The organism is Rhodopseudomonas sp. WA056 (genome assembly GCF_010906995.1).
Taxonomy (GTDB): domain Bacteria; phylum Pseudomonadota; class Alphaproteobacteria; order Rhizobiales; family Xanthobacteraceae; genus Rhodopseudomonas; species Rhodopseudomonas palustris_G.
Genome location: NZ_QPFS01000021.1, coordinates 15,059 through 32,514, shown reverse-complemented (window position 1 = coordinate 32,514; position 17,456 = coordinate 15,059). Strand labels below are relative to the sequence as shown.

Here is a 17,456-nt window from a genome sequence, read left to right as displayed (position 1 = left end):
AATGCTGTTCTCCCGCATCTTCGCCGTGCTGATCGCCCTCGCCCTTCCGACAGCGGCGATTGCCGAAACCGTGCAGATCCAGACGGCCCAGGGACTGGCCACGGTACCCGCCAGACCGCACCGCGTTGCCGTGTTCGACATGGCCGCGCTCGACACGTTGCACCTGCTCGGCGTGAAGCCGGCGGGCGTACCGGATCGTGTCTTCCTGCCCGAGCTGAAGCCTGCCGCCGCCGGCGGCGAGGTCGTGGGCACCCTGTTCGAGCCCAATCTGGAAGCCCTGAGTGCGCTCGACCCCGATCTGATCATTCTCGGCGGGCGATCGTCGCCGAAAGCCAAATTCACCTCGCGCATCGCTCCCACCATCGACATGACGATCGACGGGCAGGATCTCGTGCGCGACGCCGAAGCCCGCCTCGATGCCTATGGCCGCCTGTTCGGCCGCGAACGGGCCGCCGATGAGGCACGGCAGAAATTTCGGGCGGCCGTGGCCGCCGCGCGCGACGCCGCCAAGGGCAAGGGGCGCGCCCTGATCCTGATGACCAACGGCCCGAAGATCTCCGCCTTCGGCGTCGGTTCACGGTTCGGCTGGATTCACAGCACACTGGGAATCGAACCTGCGGTGACCGCGATGGCGGCGGCCATCCACGGCGAGGCGGTGTCCTTCGAGTTCGTTCGCAAGGCCGATCCCGACTGGCTGATCGTGGTCGATCGCGCGGTCGCCATTGGAACCGGCGACAGTCAGGCGCACGCGACGCTCGACAACGAGCTGGTGCGCGACACCAAGGCCTGGAAGCGCGGCCAGGTGATCTATCTGCCCGCCGCCGATCTGTACATCGCCGGCGGCGGCATCCAGGCCATGACCCGCGTTCTCGCAGCAGTCACCCGCGGGTTTTCGGCCGCGCAATGACGACCGTCGAACGAACGGCACCGCGCCTTGCGGGCGCGGCGGCACTCCTCGTTCTGGCGGGGCTTTGCGCGATCAGCATTTTCGTCGGCGTCGGCGACGTGTCGCCGCGCGAGGCGTTCTCGGATCCCGAGGCATTGTATCTCATCGCCGCGAGCCGCCTGCCGCGCACCCTCGCGGCGATCCTGACCGGCGCCGGCCTCGCGATCGCCGGCCTGGTGATGCAGACGCTGGCGCGCAACCGCTTCGTCGAGCCGGCGACGGCGGGCACCGGACAAAGCGCAGCCCTCGGCATTCTGATCGTCACGCTCCTGCTCCCTTCCGCCTCGATCGCGACCAAGACGCTGGTGGCGAGTCTCACGGCTCTCGCCGGCACCTCGTTGTTCCTGGCGATCGCTCACCGCCTGCCGCCGACGCAGCCGTTCCTGGTGCCGCTGTTCGGGCTGGTCTATGGCGGTGTCGTCGGCGCAGCCGTCACGTTCGTCGCCTGGCACACCGACCTGCTGCAGTTCATCGAGATCTGGACGCATGGCGAGTTCTCCGGCGTGCTGCGCGGCCGCTACGAACTGCTGTGGGTCTCGGCGGCGGTTCTGGTCGTGACGTGGGTGTTCGCCGATCGTCTGACCTTGATGTCGCTCGGTCGCGACGTCAGCGTCGGGCTCGGCCTCGACTACGCGCGCATGATGCAGATCGGGCTGGCCATCATCTCCGTCGTCACCGCACTGACGGTAGTGATCGTCGGGCTGGTGCCGTTCGTCGGCCTCGTCGTGCCCAACATGGTCTCACGCCTGATCGGCGACAATATGCGAATGCTGATTCCCTGGGTGGCGGGCAGCGGCGCGGCGCTGGTTCTGGCCTGCGATATCATCGGCCGGCTGCTGCACTTTCCGTACGAGATCCCGGTCGGCACCGTGCTCGGCGTCGTCGGTGCCGCATCCTTCCTGTGGCTTCTGTTGCGTCGGCCGTCGCATGCGTGACCGTTCCACGATCGTGCTGGCGGCGCTGGGCCTGATCGCGCTCGCGTGCATGTGCGCCTTCATGACGCTCGGCCTGCGCGGAAATCTCTGGTTCAGCCTCGAGCTCCGCTCCTTGCGCCTGCTCGCGCTCGTCGTCGTCGCGGTGTCGATCGCGGTATCGACAGTCGTATTCCAGACGGTGACCGCCAACCGCATCCTGACGCCCTCGATCATGGGCCTCGACGCGCTCTACATCTTCAGCCAGTCGCTGCTGGTATTCACGATCGGCGGGTTCGGCTTCGCATCGCTCGATCCACGTATCAAATTCGCGGGCGAAGCCGTGGTGATGGTGGCGCTGGCCGCACTGCTGTTTCTGCCTCTGCTCAAGGCGCGCGTCGATCTGATCCTGATGCTGCTCGCCGGCGTTACCGTCGGCGTGCTGTTCCGCAGCCTGTCGTCGCTGCTCGCCCGACTGATCGATCCGAACGACTTCGTGGTGCTGCAGGGGGCGAGCTACGCCAATTTCAGCAAAATCCACGGCGAGCTTCTGGTCGCCGCCGGCGTCCTGATGCTGATCGGCATCGCAATCGTCTGGCGGATGCGCCATACGCTCGACGTGCTGGCGCTCGGCCGCGACGCAGCGACCGGCCTCGGCCTGGAATGGCCGCGGGTCGTCGCCGGCACGATCATGCTGGTCGCCGCGCTGGTGGCCGTGTCGACCGCGCTGGTGGGACCGGTGGCGTTCTTCGGCCTGCTCGTCGTCGCGCTCGGTGAGCGGCTGATCGATACGCGGCGTCACGCGCTCCTGCTGCCTGCTGCGGCGCTGGTCGCGATCATCGTGCTGGTCGGCGGGCAGACGATCCTGCAGCACGTCCTCGGAGGGGCATCCACGCTCGGGGTCGTGATTGAATTTGTCGGAGGTTTGGTTTTCCTCGCAATGCTGCTGCATGGAGCCCGGCGATGATCGTCGTGAACAAGGTCTCGCTCGCCCATCAGGGCGCGGCAATCCTGAGAGACATCAATCTTGAGATCCCAGAGGCCGGCGTCACCGCGCTGATCGGGCCGAACGGTGCCGGCAAATCGAGCCTGTTGTCTCTGATCGCCCGCCTGCAGCCGCTCCAGACAGGCTCGATCAGCGTGGATGGCCTGCCGATCGGTCGCACCCCGAGCCGCGTCCTGGCCCGAACGCTAGCGATCCTGAGACAGGATCCGGCGATCGCGAGCCGCCTTCGGGTCCGCGAGCTGGTGGCGTTCGGCCGTTTCCCGCACAATGGCGGCCGCGCGACGGACGAGGACCGGGCGCTGACCCAGGCGGCACTCGAGCGTTTCGATCTGACCGGATTTGCCGACCGCTTCATCGACACGCTGTCGGGCGGCCAGCGTCAGCTCGTTCTGGTGGCGATGACGTTCTGCCAGGGCACGCGATGGTTGCTGCTCGACGAGCCGCTCAACAACCTCGATATGTTCTTCGCACGCGAGCTGATGCGCGCGCTTCGCCAGATCGCCGACAGCGAGCGCCGCGCGATCGTGATCGTGCTGCACGACATCAATCAGGCCGTCACCTATGCGGATCAAATCGTAGCGCTGAAGAACGGCGCCGTCGTTGCGAACGGCTCTCCCGACCTAATCGCCAATACGGCGAGCTTGCAGCGGATCTTCGGCTATGAGATGCCGGTCGAGACCTATCGCGGCAAGCCCGTCGTGCTCAACCACATATGACCCGTCGATGACCACGACCGCCGCATCCTATGATCGTTCCTGGCCGGGCACCGGCGCCGCCTCGGTCACGTCGAGCCGATCTGGTCGGGCCCGGCTGTTCGGCGAGAGCCTGGCGTGAAGACGAACTTCACATCGGACGGCGGCGACGACCGACAGCGCGCTGCGCGCGAGGCGACCGAATGGTTCGTCCGCCTCAACAATCCGCTGGCTGACGTCGAAACGCGGCGCGCCTATCAGGCCTGGCTGATGGCCGATCCCACCCATCCCGCCGCGATGCAGGACGTCACCGATTTGTGGGGCGCGCTCGATCAGCCCGCGGCGCGTCTGGCCGCCTCCGGCTGGCATCGCGCCGCCGCGGTGGCCGCGCCGCAGCCTCGCAAGCGGGCACGGATCGGAATGCGGTTGGCCGCCGTCACCATGGTCGCTGCGGTCGTCGTCGGCGTGACGCTCTGGCGCGATCCCGGCCTGATCGATCGGGCGTTCGCCGATGTTGCGACCCGCCCCGGCGAACGCCGGGAAGCCCGTCTCGCCGATGGCAGCCTCGCCGTTCTCGACGGCGATACTGCATTGACGAGCAAGATGGTCGGCGATCGCCGCGTGGTCACCCTGCTGCGCGGCCGGATCTGGTTCGACGTCGTAGCTGACCGTGCGCGTCCGTTCATCGTCCACGCCGGGCCAATCGACGTTCAGGTGCACGGCACCGCGTTCGAGGTCGACCGGGAGGCGGCAGCGGTCACGGTCGAGCATGGCAGAGTGGCCGTATCGGCGGCGGATGCGAACACGGGCCGTGGTCCGGTCGATCTCACGGACTGGCAGCGCGTCGCGCTGCAGGACGGCGACAGCGGCACTGCGACGCCTGTCGATCCCGAGCAGGCGTTCGCCTGGCGGCGCGGCCTGATCGTCGTCGACCGTGCGCCGCTGTCGCAGGTGGTCAAAGAACTCGACAAGATGGCACCGGGCCACGTCCTGATCGTCGATCCGGAATTGCGGCGGCTGACGCTGTCCGGCACGTTCCGAGCCGACGATCCGGGCGCGGTGCTGGAGGCACTGCGCAGCACCCTCGGGGTTCGGACTCTGTCGGTCCCGGGTTTCGCCACGTTGATTTATCGGTGATGCGCCCCTGTATTTTTACGGGATCTGTCTCCCCCGCCCGTTGATCACAAGGGGTCATTCATCGCGTCCCCGAGCTACGTGGGGGACATCGAGACCATGCGAAGATTTGCCAGTGCAGCCGGATCGAGATGCGGGGCATCCATCTGTGCGCTGGCACTTGCGGTGAGCCAGGCGCCGGAGGCCCGGGCCGAGACCGCCACCACCTATGATTTCAGGATCGCCGCCAAGCCGCGGCTGTCCGCATTGGCCGACTTCACGACCGTTACCGGAATCCAGGTGATCCGGCGTGGCACGGGCGCGATCAGCGGCGCCTCGCGCACGGTCAGCGGACGATATCCCGCCGACGCGGCGCTCCGCGAGATCCTCGCCGGCTCCAACCTCACCTATCGCTTCACCGGGCCGCGCACCGTCGCGATCGAGGCGCCCGAGGAGGCGACCGCCGACGCCGTCCCCGCCGGCAGCATCGCGCTGGATACGATCGACGTAGCCGGCGCCGGGCACGGTATCGGTCGCGACGGCGTCAGCGAGGTCATCATCACCAGCGTCGATATCGAGCGCCGCAACGCGACCGACCTCAAAGGCGTGTTTCGCGGCGAGCCGACCGTGATGGTCGGCTCCTCGCTGCCGATGTCCCAAAAGCTCTATGTCCAGGGCATCGAGGAGACCAATCTGGCGGTGTCGATCGACGGTGCCCGCCAGAACAACAAGGTGTTCCACCACAATGCGACGACGATGATCGATCCGAGCCTGCTGAAGGCGGTGCGGATCGATGCGGGCGTCGCACCCGCCGACGCCGGCCCCGGCGCGCTCGGCGGCGCGATCACCTACGTCACCAAGGACGCGCGTGACTTCCTGCCCAACGACGGCTTCGGCGGCTCGATCAAATCGACCTTCAATTTCAACGGCAACACCTCGACCAACAACCTCACCGGCTACGGCCGCCAGGACGGCTTCGAGGCGCTCGGTTCGTTCACCTACGCCAAAGGCAGCGAGTTCAAGGCGGGCAACGGTCAGCAGGTGCTCGGCACCGCGACCAACTTTCTGAGCGGGCTCGGCAAGATCGCCTATCAGACGACCGACGGCCATCGTTTCGCGATCAGCCACGAGCAGATCCGCGACGATGCCATCCGGCCGTTCCGGGCCAATGCCGTCCAGATCGTCGGCGGCAAGCCGACCCCCGCCGTGCGACCCTACGTGCTCGACCGCCAGAACACCGTTTTCACCTACACCACCGCCGCCCCGGAAGGCTGGTGGGATCCCAAATTCGTGCTGGGTTACAATCGTTCGAAAGTCGCGGTCGACCAGTACAGCGGCGCCACGCTCGCGACTTACAGCTACACCAGCGAGGGGATCACCGACAGCCTCAACGGCAAGCTCGAAAACAGGTTCGCAGTTTCGATCGGCGATATCGTCGCCGGTGTCGACTTCTACCGGGACGGCGCCTCGTACATCGACCGAAGCTATCGGACCGCGGAGAATGCCGACAATGTCGGTGCCTATGCCCAGGCCCGGCTGAAGCCGTCGGACCGTACCAAGCTCTCGTTCGGTGTGCGCGGCGATCACCAGACATTCGCCGGCGTCAACGGCTTCCGCTCCAGCGATCAGGGACTGAGCGGCAACATCTCGGGCGAATATGAGCTGACCAGTTTTCTCAGCGCCAAGGCCGGCTATTCGCACGTCTGGGCCGGCGTTCCGCTCGCCGAGAACTACGTGCAGAACCCGGCCTGGATCTACGGCGCCGGGCCGAAATCGGTCACCTCCGACAACGCCGTCGCGGGGCTGATCGCCCACTACGGCGGACTGCGGATGGAAGCGGGCGTGTTCCGCACCCGGATCGCCGATGCGCGGGTGCCGCTGTGGGCCGCCGATATGGCGTTGCGGGCCTTTGATGTGCGCACACAAGGCTTCCACATCGGCGGCACCTACAATTGGGGCGACGGTTTCGCCCGGGTGCAGTTCGTGCGGACCGAGGCGGAAATCGACGGCAAGCCGGCGGACACCTACCTCGGTCAATATCTCACAGCGCCGATCGGCGACGTCCTGACGTTTCAGTTGGCGCACACCATCGTCCCATTGGGACTGACGATCGGCGGCGACGTCGAAATCGTGTTCGACTACGACGAATTGCTCAATCCCGTCACCGGCATCGGCAAGCTCGATGGTTACGAGGTCTTCAACGCCTTCGTCGAACGCCGCTCGCGCGACGTGCCGTCGCTGACACTGCGCGGCGAGGTGAGAAATCTGTTCAACCGAACCTATGCGGCGCGCGGCACCTACGGCCTGGAATACGGCAGCGGCCTGGTGCGGCCGCTCTACGAGCCAGGACGCTCGTTCCTGGTCAGCGCCAGGCTGGAGTTCTGACCCATGCACCAGCCTCCCGCCACGACGTCCGCATCACCCCTGACGCCAGGGAGTTACCAAGCCGCCGACCAGGACTTGGAACGAGACCTGGAGCGAGACCTGGAGCGAGACCTGGAGCGAGACCTGGAGCGAGACTTGAAAGACCACACGCAGGTGACCATTCGAGCGATGCGCGGCGAGGATGCCGACGACATCTTCGAGATCGTCAATCAGCACGCATTCCGTTACTGGACGCTCGCCCTGCCCTACGAGTCGTTCGACTCCATCAAGACATGGCTGCAGCCGCGGTCTCCACGCGACCTGCACTACTCCGCCGAACTGGATGGCCGCGTTGTCGGCGCGTCCGCGCTGCGGCCGTTCTACGGACGCCGCGCCCATGCGGCCGAGTTCTGGATCGGCGTCCACGAACAGCACGCCCGCCACGGCATCGGCTCGCGACTGCTCGCGGCGATGATCGACACCGCCGACAACTGGCTGAACATCAAGCGGCTGGAAATGACGGTGTTCACCGACAACGTCGCCGCATTGGCGCTGTACAAGAAATTCGGCTTCGAGATCGAAGGCACGCACAAGGCCGCGACGTTCAGAGACGGCGCGTTCGTCGACGCCCATTGCATGGCGCGCCTGCGATGAGCGACGATCGGTACACTCTTCATCCGAGAGCGCGACCGCTGGTCGGTCCGGGCCGCGCGAACGATCCGGACGGGATCAGCGTGGTCGCCTGCAAGCTCGCATATTGGCGACTCCGCAGGACCCGCAAGAGCGGAGCCGACCCGCGCCCTCGCTGCTCGACATCCCTGATTTCCAACGCCCCGGGGACCGCATCCTCGCTGCAACAGACGGCGCCGTCACACGGCAACTCGTGACGGCTGCTGTGTGCTCCCGAAACTCACTGTCGCATTGAACTTGATTGTCTCGGAGAACCTTATGAGAAAGCAAATTGGTCAGGTTGCCCTGTTCTGCTCGGGCCTCGGTGTGATACCTCTGTCCGACGGTGCTCTGGCGCAAACCGCGTCTTCACGCACGACGACAGCGCTGCCGCCGATCGAGGTGCTCGACCCGCAGGGGCGCCCCCGCGCGGCAGCACGGCCCGCTCGCACCTCGCAGACTCCCCGTCGGGTCGACGCCCGGCCACGTCAGCGCGATCCAGCCCCGCCGACCTCGGTATTCCCCGCGCCCACCCTGCCGCAGACCGCCACCGTCGGCCAGCCGCCTGTGCCCTATGCCGGCGGTCAGGTCGGCACCGGCGCACGGCTCGGCCTGTTGGGCAACACCTCGATCTTCACCACGCCGTTCAACGTCACCGGCTACACCTCGAAGCTGATCGAAGACCAGCAGGCTCGAAGCCTGGCTGATATCGCTCTCAACGATCCTTCGGTCCGCAACGACGCGCCACCGTTCAGCGAGCGCGACGCCTTTTTCATCCGCGGCTTCTCGGTGACCAACCTCGACACCGCCTATGACGGCCTTTTCTACCTGGCCAATCCGCGGCGCGCCTTCCTCGAGGGGATCGAGCGCGTCGAAATTCTCAAGGGCCCCAGCGCGCTCCTCAGTGGCGGCACCGCCCGCGTCGGCGGAACGATCAACATGATCCCGAAACGCGCCGGCGACGAACCGCTGACCCGGCTGACGACGAGCTGGATGAGCAACACGCAATTCTGGAACCACATCGACGTCGGCCGTCGCTACGGCGAGTTCAAGGAATGGGGCGTCCGCTTCAACGGCTCGTACCGCAACGGCGACACCCCGCTCGATCTCAACTCGGCCGAAGTCGGCGTCGCCGCACTCGGCCTCGACTATCGCGGCGAACGCTTCCGCGCATCGCTGGATCTGAACGGCTCGGTTCAGAACATCACCGCGCCGACGTCGCTGTTCAATTCGGCAGCCCCGAACATCGTCATCCCGCCCGCGCCGAACGGACGGATCAACACCGCGAGCCGCGACGAATTCTCCGACACCCGGTACAAGATGATCGCCGGGCGGGCCGAATACGATATCCTGCCGGACACCACGATGTATCTCGCGGGCGGCGGCAGCACGTACAATGAGGATTTCCTCTCCTCGTCCTACCGGATCACGAATTTCAACGGAACGGCGACCAATACGCTCGCCATCCAGCCACAGCAGCTTCAGGGATACACCGGCGAGATCGGTCTGCGCTCGAAATTCCGGACCGGCGTGATCGGTCACCAACTGAACATCTCCGCCGTCGATGCCAACAACGAACTCTACCGTGGCGGCGTGCTCGGCTTCACCCCGTTCAGTTACGTCACCAACATCTACAATCCGGTGCGCCTGCCGCCGGGCTCGTTCCAGACCAGCGGCTTCGCCAAATCGGACGACCGGCCGCTGCTGTCGCGGCTGACCGCCCGCAGCGTCGCGGTGTCGGACACGCTGTCATTGTTCGATGACCGGCTGCTCCTCACCCTCGGCGGCCGCTGGCAGGACATCGCGCTCAGCGGCTTCGTCACCGCGCCCGGCCCCAAACTGGGCACGGAGTCGTCGCGTTACCAGGATGCGCGCTTCAGCCCGGCCGTGGGCGCGGTGATCCGCGCCACCGACCAGCTATCGATCTACGGTAACTATATCGAGTCGCTGGATTCCGGACCGACTGCGCCGGCAACCGCGAGGAATGCGAGTACGGTGTTTCCACCCGTGGTCAGCAAACAACACGAGGTCGGCGCCAAGTACGATTTCGGAACCGTAGCAGTGACCGCATCGCTGTTCCAGATCGAGCAGCCGAGCTCGTTCACCGATCCGACGACGAATATCTTCTCCGTCAGCGGCCTGCAGCGAAATCGCGGCATCGAGCTCAACGTCTTCGGCGAACCGTTCAAGGGAGTTCGCCTGCTCGGCGGCATCACCCTGATGGACGCCAAGCTGGTTTCCACCATCGGCGGCCGCTTCAACGGCAACGACGTGCCGGGCGTTCCGGTCACGTCGCTGAACCTCTACGGCGAGTACGATCTGCCACACTGGCTGGCGCCCGGGCTGACGATGACAGGCCGGGTGATCCACACCGGCGACGTGTTCTACGATCAGGCCAACACCCAGACCGTCGCCGACTGGACCCGGGTCGACCTCGGCGCCAGATACACGTTCGACGGTCCGTCGGGCAAACCGATCGTGCTGCGCGCCGTCGTCGAGAACGTCGCCGACACCGCCTACTATCTGTCCGCCACCCGTGGCTACCTCGCAGTCGGCGCACCCCGAACCTATATGGTCTCGGCGACGTTCAACTTCTGACCGTCGTCGCCAGAGCGTGTCCGCCTCGGGCCGAACCGGGGCGGACACCTCGATCCAAGGTGGTGGCTCCCGGCGTGACGGTCACCACGCGCGCACAAATCCCGGAGTTCGTCGATGAGTTCGCCCCCCGCCACCGCACAGCAGACGAGCCGCGCAACCGTGCAGACGGCGCATGCGAGCCGATACCTGCAACAGCTCTGCAAGCACTGGTCGCACAAATTCGAAACCGAGTTCGATTCCGCCCATGGCCGGATCGTGCTGCCGCTCGGAGAGGCGCGCCTCAGCGCCCAGCCGCAGGGGCTGGTCATCGATCTGACTGCCGATGATCCGGCAAACCTGACGACATTCCAGCAGGTGGTCGTCAGTCATCTCGAACGGTTCGCATTCCGCGAAACCCTCCACTTCCACTGGGAGTGATCGAACGGAGCGACGACCGTCCACCTCGGCCGATCGTCCACTTGAGCCGATCGCCAGCCGGACGCGCCGTTTCGGCCGTCGCTCGAACGGCCGGAAGCCTGCCGACAGGAGCACGCAGCGTTGCCGCCGACGGAGGCCGGATTAGTCCGGCTCGCTCGTTGCGGGCGGTACGATCAGCACGTCGATATCGGATTCGCGAAGGACTTCTTCCGCCACGCTTCCGAGAATGAATCTGGCAGCCGCTGTTCGTCCTCGGGTGCCGATGACGACGAGGTCAGCACGCTGCTGCTTGACGCACTTCCTGATCGCATCGGCCGCCGTGCCTTCATTGGCTGTCACGATGCTGCGGGCCGGTTGCAGGCCGGTGCGCGCCAGGAAGGCCGTGAGCCCTTTCGTCGCCTCCGCCTCCTCTTCCGCCAGATAGGCGCGCAGTTGCGCGCCAGTCATCGAGGAGCGAATGACCAGAGCCTGCGCCGGCGCATCGAAGGCGTGAACGACCACCACGTCGCTGTGTCCAAGAAGCCCGAGTTTTTGGGCCTCGGCGATGGAATGAGCCGAGCAATCGGACAGATCCGTCGCGACCAGAACGCTGCCATAGTGAGCCGAAGGAACGGCGTTGGCCATGATCACCGGGCGGCGCGTTGACCGAATCGTCCGCTCCGCCGTGGTGCCGATGAAGATGTCGCGCAGCGCCTGCCGCCGATGCGGTCCCAGCACGACGAGATCGGCATCGACGCCGTCGGCGGCGTCAGCGAGCGCCTGAAACGGCTCGCCGTAAGCCATCCGCCCGTCGCAGGCCACGCCATCGATTTCGCAGACGGTCGCGGCGAGTTCATTCAGCAGACTCTGCGCTTCCCGCTCTTCGGCCTTCCACAGCGCCGGCGGCTGATCGTCGTCGATGACGTGAACGATGGTCATCGCGGCGGAATGCTGGCGGGCGAGCAGGACGGCACGACGCAACGCGCGATCCGAACGTGTCGAGAAATCGGTGGCGACCAGGATGCGCTGCATTTTTACGTTCTCACTCCTTCCCCTCGGCCTGCGACTTTCATCCGAGACGGGCTCCGCCTCGCTTGAAAGACAGAGTGAGGGCGGAGCCCGACGACGTTGTTGATTCCCATCAAATGCCGTAAGAGCGCCCGCGTCCCGCTCTCGACGTGCGGCGGATCGCCGCGCGAGTAACACTTGGTCGCACAGGCATCCGGTCCCAACCATGCTGCTTCGTGACGACGGGTCCGGTCGAACGCCCGGTCAGAAGCTCCCCAACAACGTACCCAGAGTGATCAGCACCACGAGTGCGATGATCGGAACCACGACGGCGACCATGGCGATATCGAGATAGGCGTCACGGTGCGTCAGGCCGCAGATCGCCAGCAGTGTGATCACGGCGCCGTTGTGCGGCAGTGCGTCCAGCCCGCCGGTGGCAACCGCGACCACGCGGTGCAGAAGTTCGGGCGCAATGCCCGCGGCACGGGCCATCTCCAGATAGACTCCGCCGAGCGTGGTAAGTGCGATGCTCATTCCGCCGGATGCCGAGCCGGTGATGCCCGCCAATAGGTTGACAGAGATGGCCACGGAAATCAGCGGACTGTCGCCTCCGATCGCGATCACCGCATCGCGGATCACCGCGAAGGCCGACAGCGAGGCGATGACCGAGCCGAAGCCGACGAGGCTCGCGGTATTGAAGATCGGCAGCAGCGAAGCCTGAGCACCCGCATCCAGCGAGGCGACCGGATTGGACAACCGAGACCAGTTCGTGGCGACCATCAACACGATTGCAATCACCAGCGCGGCGATGATCGACCAGACACCGCGGACAGAGTCGATGGTTGTGGCGCCGTACTCCGACGTGGCAAGATAGTCGGTGTTCATCGCTGGAATGACGAGGGAGGTGAATGCCAGGTTGGCCGCAATGACGGCGACGAGCGGCAGCGCCGCCAACGGCAAGGACGGGTGCGCCTCCGCCTCGCCCCCGCCCCCGTTGCGGCCGGCGCCATGCTCGTGCGAGCTGGCGTCGCGACGCGCGATCGCGTCCGCGTGGTCGCCATACCCTTCCGAAGCGGTCCGTGCCCTGTATTCGAGCCACAATTGGCCGAGCCCGAACATGATCAAGGCGGTCAGTATGCCGAGCCCCGGCGCGGCAAAGGCCGTGGTGCCGAAATAGGGCATCGGGATGGCGTTCTGGATTGCGGGCGTGCCGGGCAGCGCCGTCATTGTGAAGGTGAACGCCCCGAGCGCGATCGTGCCGGGGATCAGTCGCTTCGGCAGGTTGGCGCGGCGAAACACCGCCGCAGCGATCGGAAACACCGCGAAGGCGACGACGAACAGCGACACGCCGCCATAGGTCATCGCCGCACAGGACAACACCACCGCCAGAATGGCACGCTCGCTGCCCAGCTTCTCCACCGTGGCGTGAGCCAGGACCTCGGCGCTGCCGGAGTCCTCCATCAGCTTGCCGAAGACCGCGCCGAGCAGGAACACCGGAAAGTACTGAACGATGAAGTCGCCGGTCGCCACCATGAAGATCTGGGTGTAGGTCGCCAGCGGAGGCCGCTCCAGCGAAGCGACCGCGGCGAAGATCGCCAGTGCCGGCGCAAGGATCAGCAAGGTGACGCCGCGATACGCAAGATAGATCAGCCCGCCGAGCGCGACGACCACGACCACGATTCCGTAGATTTCCACTGCCCCTCCTTCCCGCTGGCGCGCCGGCTGCGACGGGATCTCCGTTCACCGTCCGGGCGTTGTCACCGGACGCCTGAATGCGAGGCGCATCTGCTTTTCCGTCTCGATCAAGGCGAAGAACACCATCCCGATCGCCACGATCAGCACACCGTCGAACAGCGGCACCGCCCTTGTCCCGAACGCCTTCTGCAACGGCGGCAGATAAGTGATCGCCATCTGCGCGGCCGTGACCGTGACCACCGAAAACCACACCACCGGCGTTCCGCGCACCGCGGCGAGCGTCAACGATGTGCCGTGGATGTTGCGAATGAAGAACAGGTGGAAGATTTCGAGAACCACCAGCGTGTTGACCGCCATGGTCTGAGCCAATTCGAGCGGGTGGCCCTTGTCCAACGCGTAGTAGAACACTCCGAAGACCGCGACGACGAACAAGGTCGAGACCAAGACGATGTGCCAGACCAGTCCGCCGGTCAGCAGCGGTGCGTCGCGGGGGCGCGGCGGGCGCCGCATCGTCCCCGGCTCGCTCGGCTCGAACGCGAGCGCGAGCCCCAGCGTGATCGCGGTGATGAGATTGATCCACAGGATCTGCACAGCCGTCACCGGCAGCGTCATGCCGGCGAGCAGCGCGACCATGATGGTCATCGCTTCGCCCGCATTGGTCGGCAGCGTCCAACTGATCACCTTCTTGATATTGTCGTAGACGGTGCGCCCTTCCCGTACCGCCGCAGCGATCGAGGCGAAATTGTCGTCGGCAAGCACCAGGACCGACGCCTCCTTGGCCGCCTCGCTGCCTTTCTGTCCCATCGCGGTGCCGGCATCGGCACGCTTGAGCGCGGGAGCGTCGTTGACACCGTCGCCGGTCATCGCGACGGTGAGCCCGCGCGATTGAAGAGCTGTGACCAGCCGCAGCTTGTGGGCCGGCGAAGTCCGGGCGAAGATGTCGGTCGCGACGACCGCTTCGGCCAATTCAGCATCCGACATGCGGTCGATCGCGGCGCCGGTGAGAATCGACTCCGAATTGCGCAGACCGATCTTCGCTGCGATCGCCCGCGCAGTGGCGCCGTGATCGCCGGTGATCATCTTCACCCTGATCCCGGCGTCGTGACAATCCGCGACGGCTTGGATGGCTTCCGACCGCGGCGGGTCGATCAGTCCGACGAGCCCGATCAGAACCAGGTGGCCGTCGAGATCGCTGGTGTTCAGCACGGTCTCCTGCTGCCGCATCGTGCGCGCCGCCATTGCGATCACCCGATAGCCCTGACCCGCCAGCGCCTCGACTTCGGCGCACCAGCGCTCCGGATCGATCGGAGCGACGCCACCGTCGGTGCTGCGCTGACCGCGGCACATCGGCAGGATCGCTTCAGGCGCGCCTTTGGCGTGAACAAAGCCGTGGCCGTCGTGATCGTGATGGAGGACCGCCATGTACCGATAGGCCGCATCGAACGGAATGGCATCGGTGCGGCTGAAGCCGGCGAACGCATCCGTGCCGGCGCCGGTGATCGTTCCGGCCAAGGTCAGCAGCGCGCCCTCCATCGGATCGCCCTCGACGCGCCACTCCTCGCCGGACTTCACCAGCGCTGCGTCGTTGCACAGCGCGGCAGCGCGGGCGAACTCGGTGAGAACAGGATGATCGGCCGCCCCGACCACCGCATCGCCGGCTCGCACGACGCCCAGCGGCGCATAGCCGCTGCCCTCGACGGTGAATCTCTCAGCGGCCGACACCAGCGCTGTCACCATCATCTCGTTGCGGGTGAGCGTGCCGGTCTTGTCGGTGCAGATCACCGAGACCGAGCCCAGCGTTTCGATCGCCGGCAGGCGCCGAACGATGGCGTTACGCCGTGCCATCGCCTGTACCCCCACCGCGAGCGTGATGGTGAGCACCGCGGGCAGCCCCTCCGGGATCGCCGCGACGAACAGCCCGACGACGACCATGAACATCTCCGCGAACGGCATGTGCCGGACGAAGGTGCCGTAAGCGAGCAGCCCGGCGCTCACCAGCAGGATGAACACAGTGAGCCAGCGCGCGAACAGGTCCATCTGCCGGACCAGAGGCGTCGTCAGCTTCTCGACGGTCGCCAGCATGCCGCTGATCCGGCCGATCTCGGTATCCGCTCCGGTGGCGGCGACCACGCCGCGGGCGGTGCCGGCGACCAGCAGCGTTCCGCTGAACAACATCGAGGTGCGATCGCCGAGTACCGCGTCTTCCGCCACCGGCGAGACGTCCTTGTCGACCGGCACCGACTCCCCGGTGAGAATCGCCTCCTCGGCCTTGAGGCCGCGCGCCTCGATCAGGCGCAAATCCGCCGGCACCCGATCGCCGGCTTCCAGCAGCACGACATCGCCCGGCACCAGATCTACGGCGTCGATGCTGCAGCGGACGCCGTCGCGCAGCACCGCCGTGTGCGGCGCAAGCATTCCTCTGATCGCCGCCATTGCGTTTTCCGCACGGCCTTCCTGGATGAAGCCGATGATGGCATTGGCCAGCACCACTGCGAGGATCACGCCGGTATCGATGAAGTGGCCGAGTGCCGCGGTGATGATCGCCGAGGCCAGCAGCACATAGATCAGCACGTTATGGAAGTGCAGCAGGAAGCGGACGACGACGCTGCGCCGCTTCGCCTCCGGCAGCCGGTTGGGACCGTGCGCGGCGAGCCTGAGCGCCGCTTCGTCGGAAGCGAGACCATCGGGTCGCGCCTTCAGAGTTCTCAGAGCCTCTGCGATCTCGACGGCATGATACGGTATCGGTGAGGTTTTCGTCATTCGATCCATTTGCTCTTCCAATTGCCGCGGCGCTTTCGTTCGCTAGGCTTCCGACAGCAGACCGATCGGCTCAGCCGACTTGACGAGACCGAGTGCCGAAGGACCGGCCAACAGACCGACCGCGATGAAACTGACGATGAGCGGCTGGCGCAGCGCCAGCCCAATGAAGCCGACGACCGACGCCGGCATCAGCAGGGTTGCTATCTCACCGAATATCGAGGTGGTGAACTCCATCGGATCTCCCGGACTTTCACCATCGGCGCCGAATCGATTCGTGCGATCCAGCGCACGGTCGGCCTGCAGACCGCGACACGACAGCGGATACGGTGTGCAGGATCGTACTACGCGATCCGCATCAATCGCGGCAGTGCAGCATGACCGCTCCCCCGTCGATCGGCAAGCAGGCCCGTATCCTGATCGCTGAGCAAGCTCGCAGCGGGCACCGCGCGAGGCTTGCGGCACGACGTCGCAGCGGCTGTCTCGTCGCGCGTCAGCGCGGCTCGATGGGACTCGCCGCCGCGGGCGACGCGGCAGGATTTGGATTCATCCGGATCTTGCCAGGTGTCATCGTGCCGCCGGAGACGATGAACGCCATCGCATCGTTGGCGGACCAGTCGAGCCAAACCAGCCGTTTGGTCGGCACGATTTCGACATAGCCGGACGTCGGATTCGGCGCGGTCGGTACATAGACCGCTGCAAGTTCTTCGCCAGTATCGACCGCTTCGAACACGGCGGTGACGAACCCCACCGTCCGCATGTCGGGATTCGGAAACTGGATGAGGACGACCCGCTGACCGTTACCTCCTTGGGGCGCGCGCTGCATGGAATCGATCAGGGTGCGGCTGGCTCCGTAGATCGTCTTGACCAGCGGCACACGCTTGATGAGCTGATCGAACATCCGGATGAAACGGCGCCCGACGACCGCGTTGGTCGCGGCGCCGACGGCAAACAGCAATCCGACACCGATCACCACCGCGAGCAGCGAGTGAAACCAGTCACGCGTAAGAAGGTCGGCGAGGTCCGGCGCGTAGGGCTGGATACCACGCGACAATCCGACGACCAGCGGACGTCCCAGCCGGATGATCTGCTCGACGACGAAGCCGATGACGAACAGGGTGATCCAGAGCGGGACGATCGTCAGCAGACCGGTGAGAACGTTGCGCCGAATGCTTTCTAACATCTGTACTCCTATGCCTGACCTTCAGCCGGCCACGCCGGGGACGCATCACCGAGCGCAACCTTCGACGGAACCGCGCGTTGGCCTTCGGCATAACAGCATTCGGCGCGAAAACGCCGGG

14 protein-coding genes are annotated in these 17,456 nt (G+C 65.9%); 9 read left to right on the top strand and 5 right to left on the bottom strand.

Annotated elements, in window-relative coordinates; genetic code table 11:
- Nucleotide 1: 1 nt before the first annotated feature.
- The 9 genes from DU475_RS06790 (at nucleotide 2) to DU475_RS06750 (ending at nucleotide 10,716) form a co-directional block, all read left to right on the top strand.
- Nucleotides 2–907, top strand: a complete 906-nt coding sequence (locus DU475_RS06790) for a siderophore ABC transporter substrate-binding protein (RefSeq protein ID WP_164631424.1) — start codon at nucleotides 2–4, stop codon at nucleotides 905–907.
- Entirely contained in the window at nucleotides 904–1,881 is a 978-nt protein-coding gene (locus DU475_RS06785) for an ABC transporter permease (RefSeq protein ID WP_047309398.1), read from the top strand. The genes DU475_RS06790 and DU475_RS06785 overlap by 4 nt, the downstream gene beginning before the upstream one ends.
- Entirely contained in the window at nucleotides 1,874–2,824 is a 951-nt protein-coding gene (locus tag DU475_RS06780) for an iron chelate uptake ABC transporter family permease subunit (RefSeq protein WP_164631422.1), read from the top strand. Before DU475_RS06785 ends, DU475_RS06780 begins: the two co-directional genes overlap by 8 nt.
- The gene (locus DU475_RS06775) at nucleotides 2,821–3,579 is read left to right on the top strand and encodes an iron ABC transporter ATP-binding protein (protein ID WP_164631420.1); all 759 of its coding nucleotides are present in this window, start codon (nucleotides 2,821–2,823) and stop codon (nucleotides 3,577–3,579) included. Before DU475_RS06780 ends, DU475_RS06775 begins: the two co-directional genes overlap by 4 nt.
- A gap of 114 nt (nucleotides 3,580–3,693) precedes the next feature.
- Nucleotides 3,694–4,692, top strand: coding sequence for a FecR family protein (locus DU475_RS06770; protein ID WP_013502885.1), 999 nt, complete (start codon nucleotides 3,694–3,696; stop codon nucleotides 4,690–4,692).
- A gap of 162 nt (nucleotides 4,693–4,854) precedes the next feature.
- Nucleotides 4,855–7,053: a TonB-dependent receptor gene (locus DU475_RS06765; protein ID WP_349644164.1), complete on the top strand. Its 2,199-nt coding sequence runs from the start codon at nucleotides 4,855–4,857 to the stop codon at nucleotides 7,051–7,053.
- 135 nt (nucleotides 7,054–7,188) lie between these two features.
- Nucleotides 7,189–7,686: a GNAT family N-acetyltransferase gene (locus tag DU475_RS06760; RefSeq protein WP_164631446.1), complete on the top strand. Its 498-nt coding sequence runs from the start codon at nucleotides 7,189–7,191 to the stop codon at nucleotides 7,684–7,686.
- A 294-nt stretch (nucleotides 7,687–7,980) separates the two neighbouring features.
- On the top strand, nucleotides 7,981–10,299 hold the full coding sequence (locus DU475_RS06755) for a TonB-dependent receptor (protein ID WP_164631415.1): 2,319 nt from the start codon (nucleotides 7,981–7,983) through the stop codon (nucleotides 10,297–10,299).
- Nucleotides 10,300–10,413: 114 nt separating this feature from the next.
- Entirely contained in the window at nucleotides 10,414–10,716 is a 303-nt protein-coding gene (locus DU475_RS06750) for a DUF2218 domain-containing protein (RefSeq protein ID WP_164631412.1), read from the top strand.
- Between the two features lie 141 nt (nucleotides 10,717–10,857).
- On the opposite strand, the gene DU475_RS06745 is transcribed toward DU475_RS06750, so the two are convergent.
- The 5 genes from DU475_RS06745 to DU475_RS06725 form a co-directional block, all read right to left on the bottom strand.
- Nucleotides 10,858–11,727, bottom strand: coding sequence for a universal stress protein (locus DU475_RS06745; protein WP_164631410.1), 870 nt, complete (start codon nucleotides 11,725–11,727; stop codon nucleotides 10,858–10,860).
- A gap of 240 nt (nucleotides 11,728–11,967) precedes the next feature.
- Nucleotides 11,968–13,374, bottom strand: coding sequence for a GntP family permease (locus tag DU475_RS06740; RefSeq protein WP_349644163.1), 1,407 nt, complete (start codon nucleotides 13,372–13,374; stop codon nucleotides 11,968–11,970).
- Nucleotides 13,375–13,443: 69 nt separating this feature from the next.
- Complete coding sequence (locus DU475_RS06735) at nucleotides 13,444–16,158, bottom strand: cation-transporting P-type ATPase (RefSeq protein WP_164631408.1); 2,715 nt, start codon at nucleotides 16,156–16,158, stop codon at nucleotides 13,444–13,446.
- Between the two features lie 42 nt (nucleotides 16,159–16,200).
- Nucleotides 16,201–16,392, bottom strand: coding sequence for a hypothetical protein (locus DU475_RS06730; RefSeq protein WP_013502893.1), 192 nt, complete (start codon nucleotides 16,390–16,392; stop codon nucleotides 16,201–16,203).
- A 256-nt stretch (nucleotides 16,393–16,648) separates the two neighbouring features.
- On the bottom strand, nucleotides 16,649–17,338 hold the full coding sequence (locus DU475_RS06725) for a DUF502 domain-containing protein (RefSeq protein ID WP_013502894.1): 690 nt from the start codon (nucleotides 17,336–17,338) through the stop codon (nucleotides 16,649–16,651).
- Between the last annotated feature and the right edge of the window lie 118 nt (nucleotides 17,339–17,456).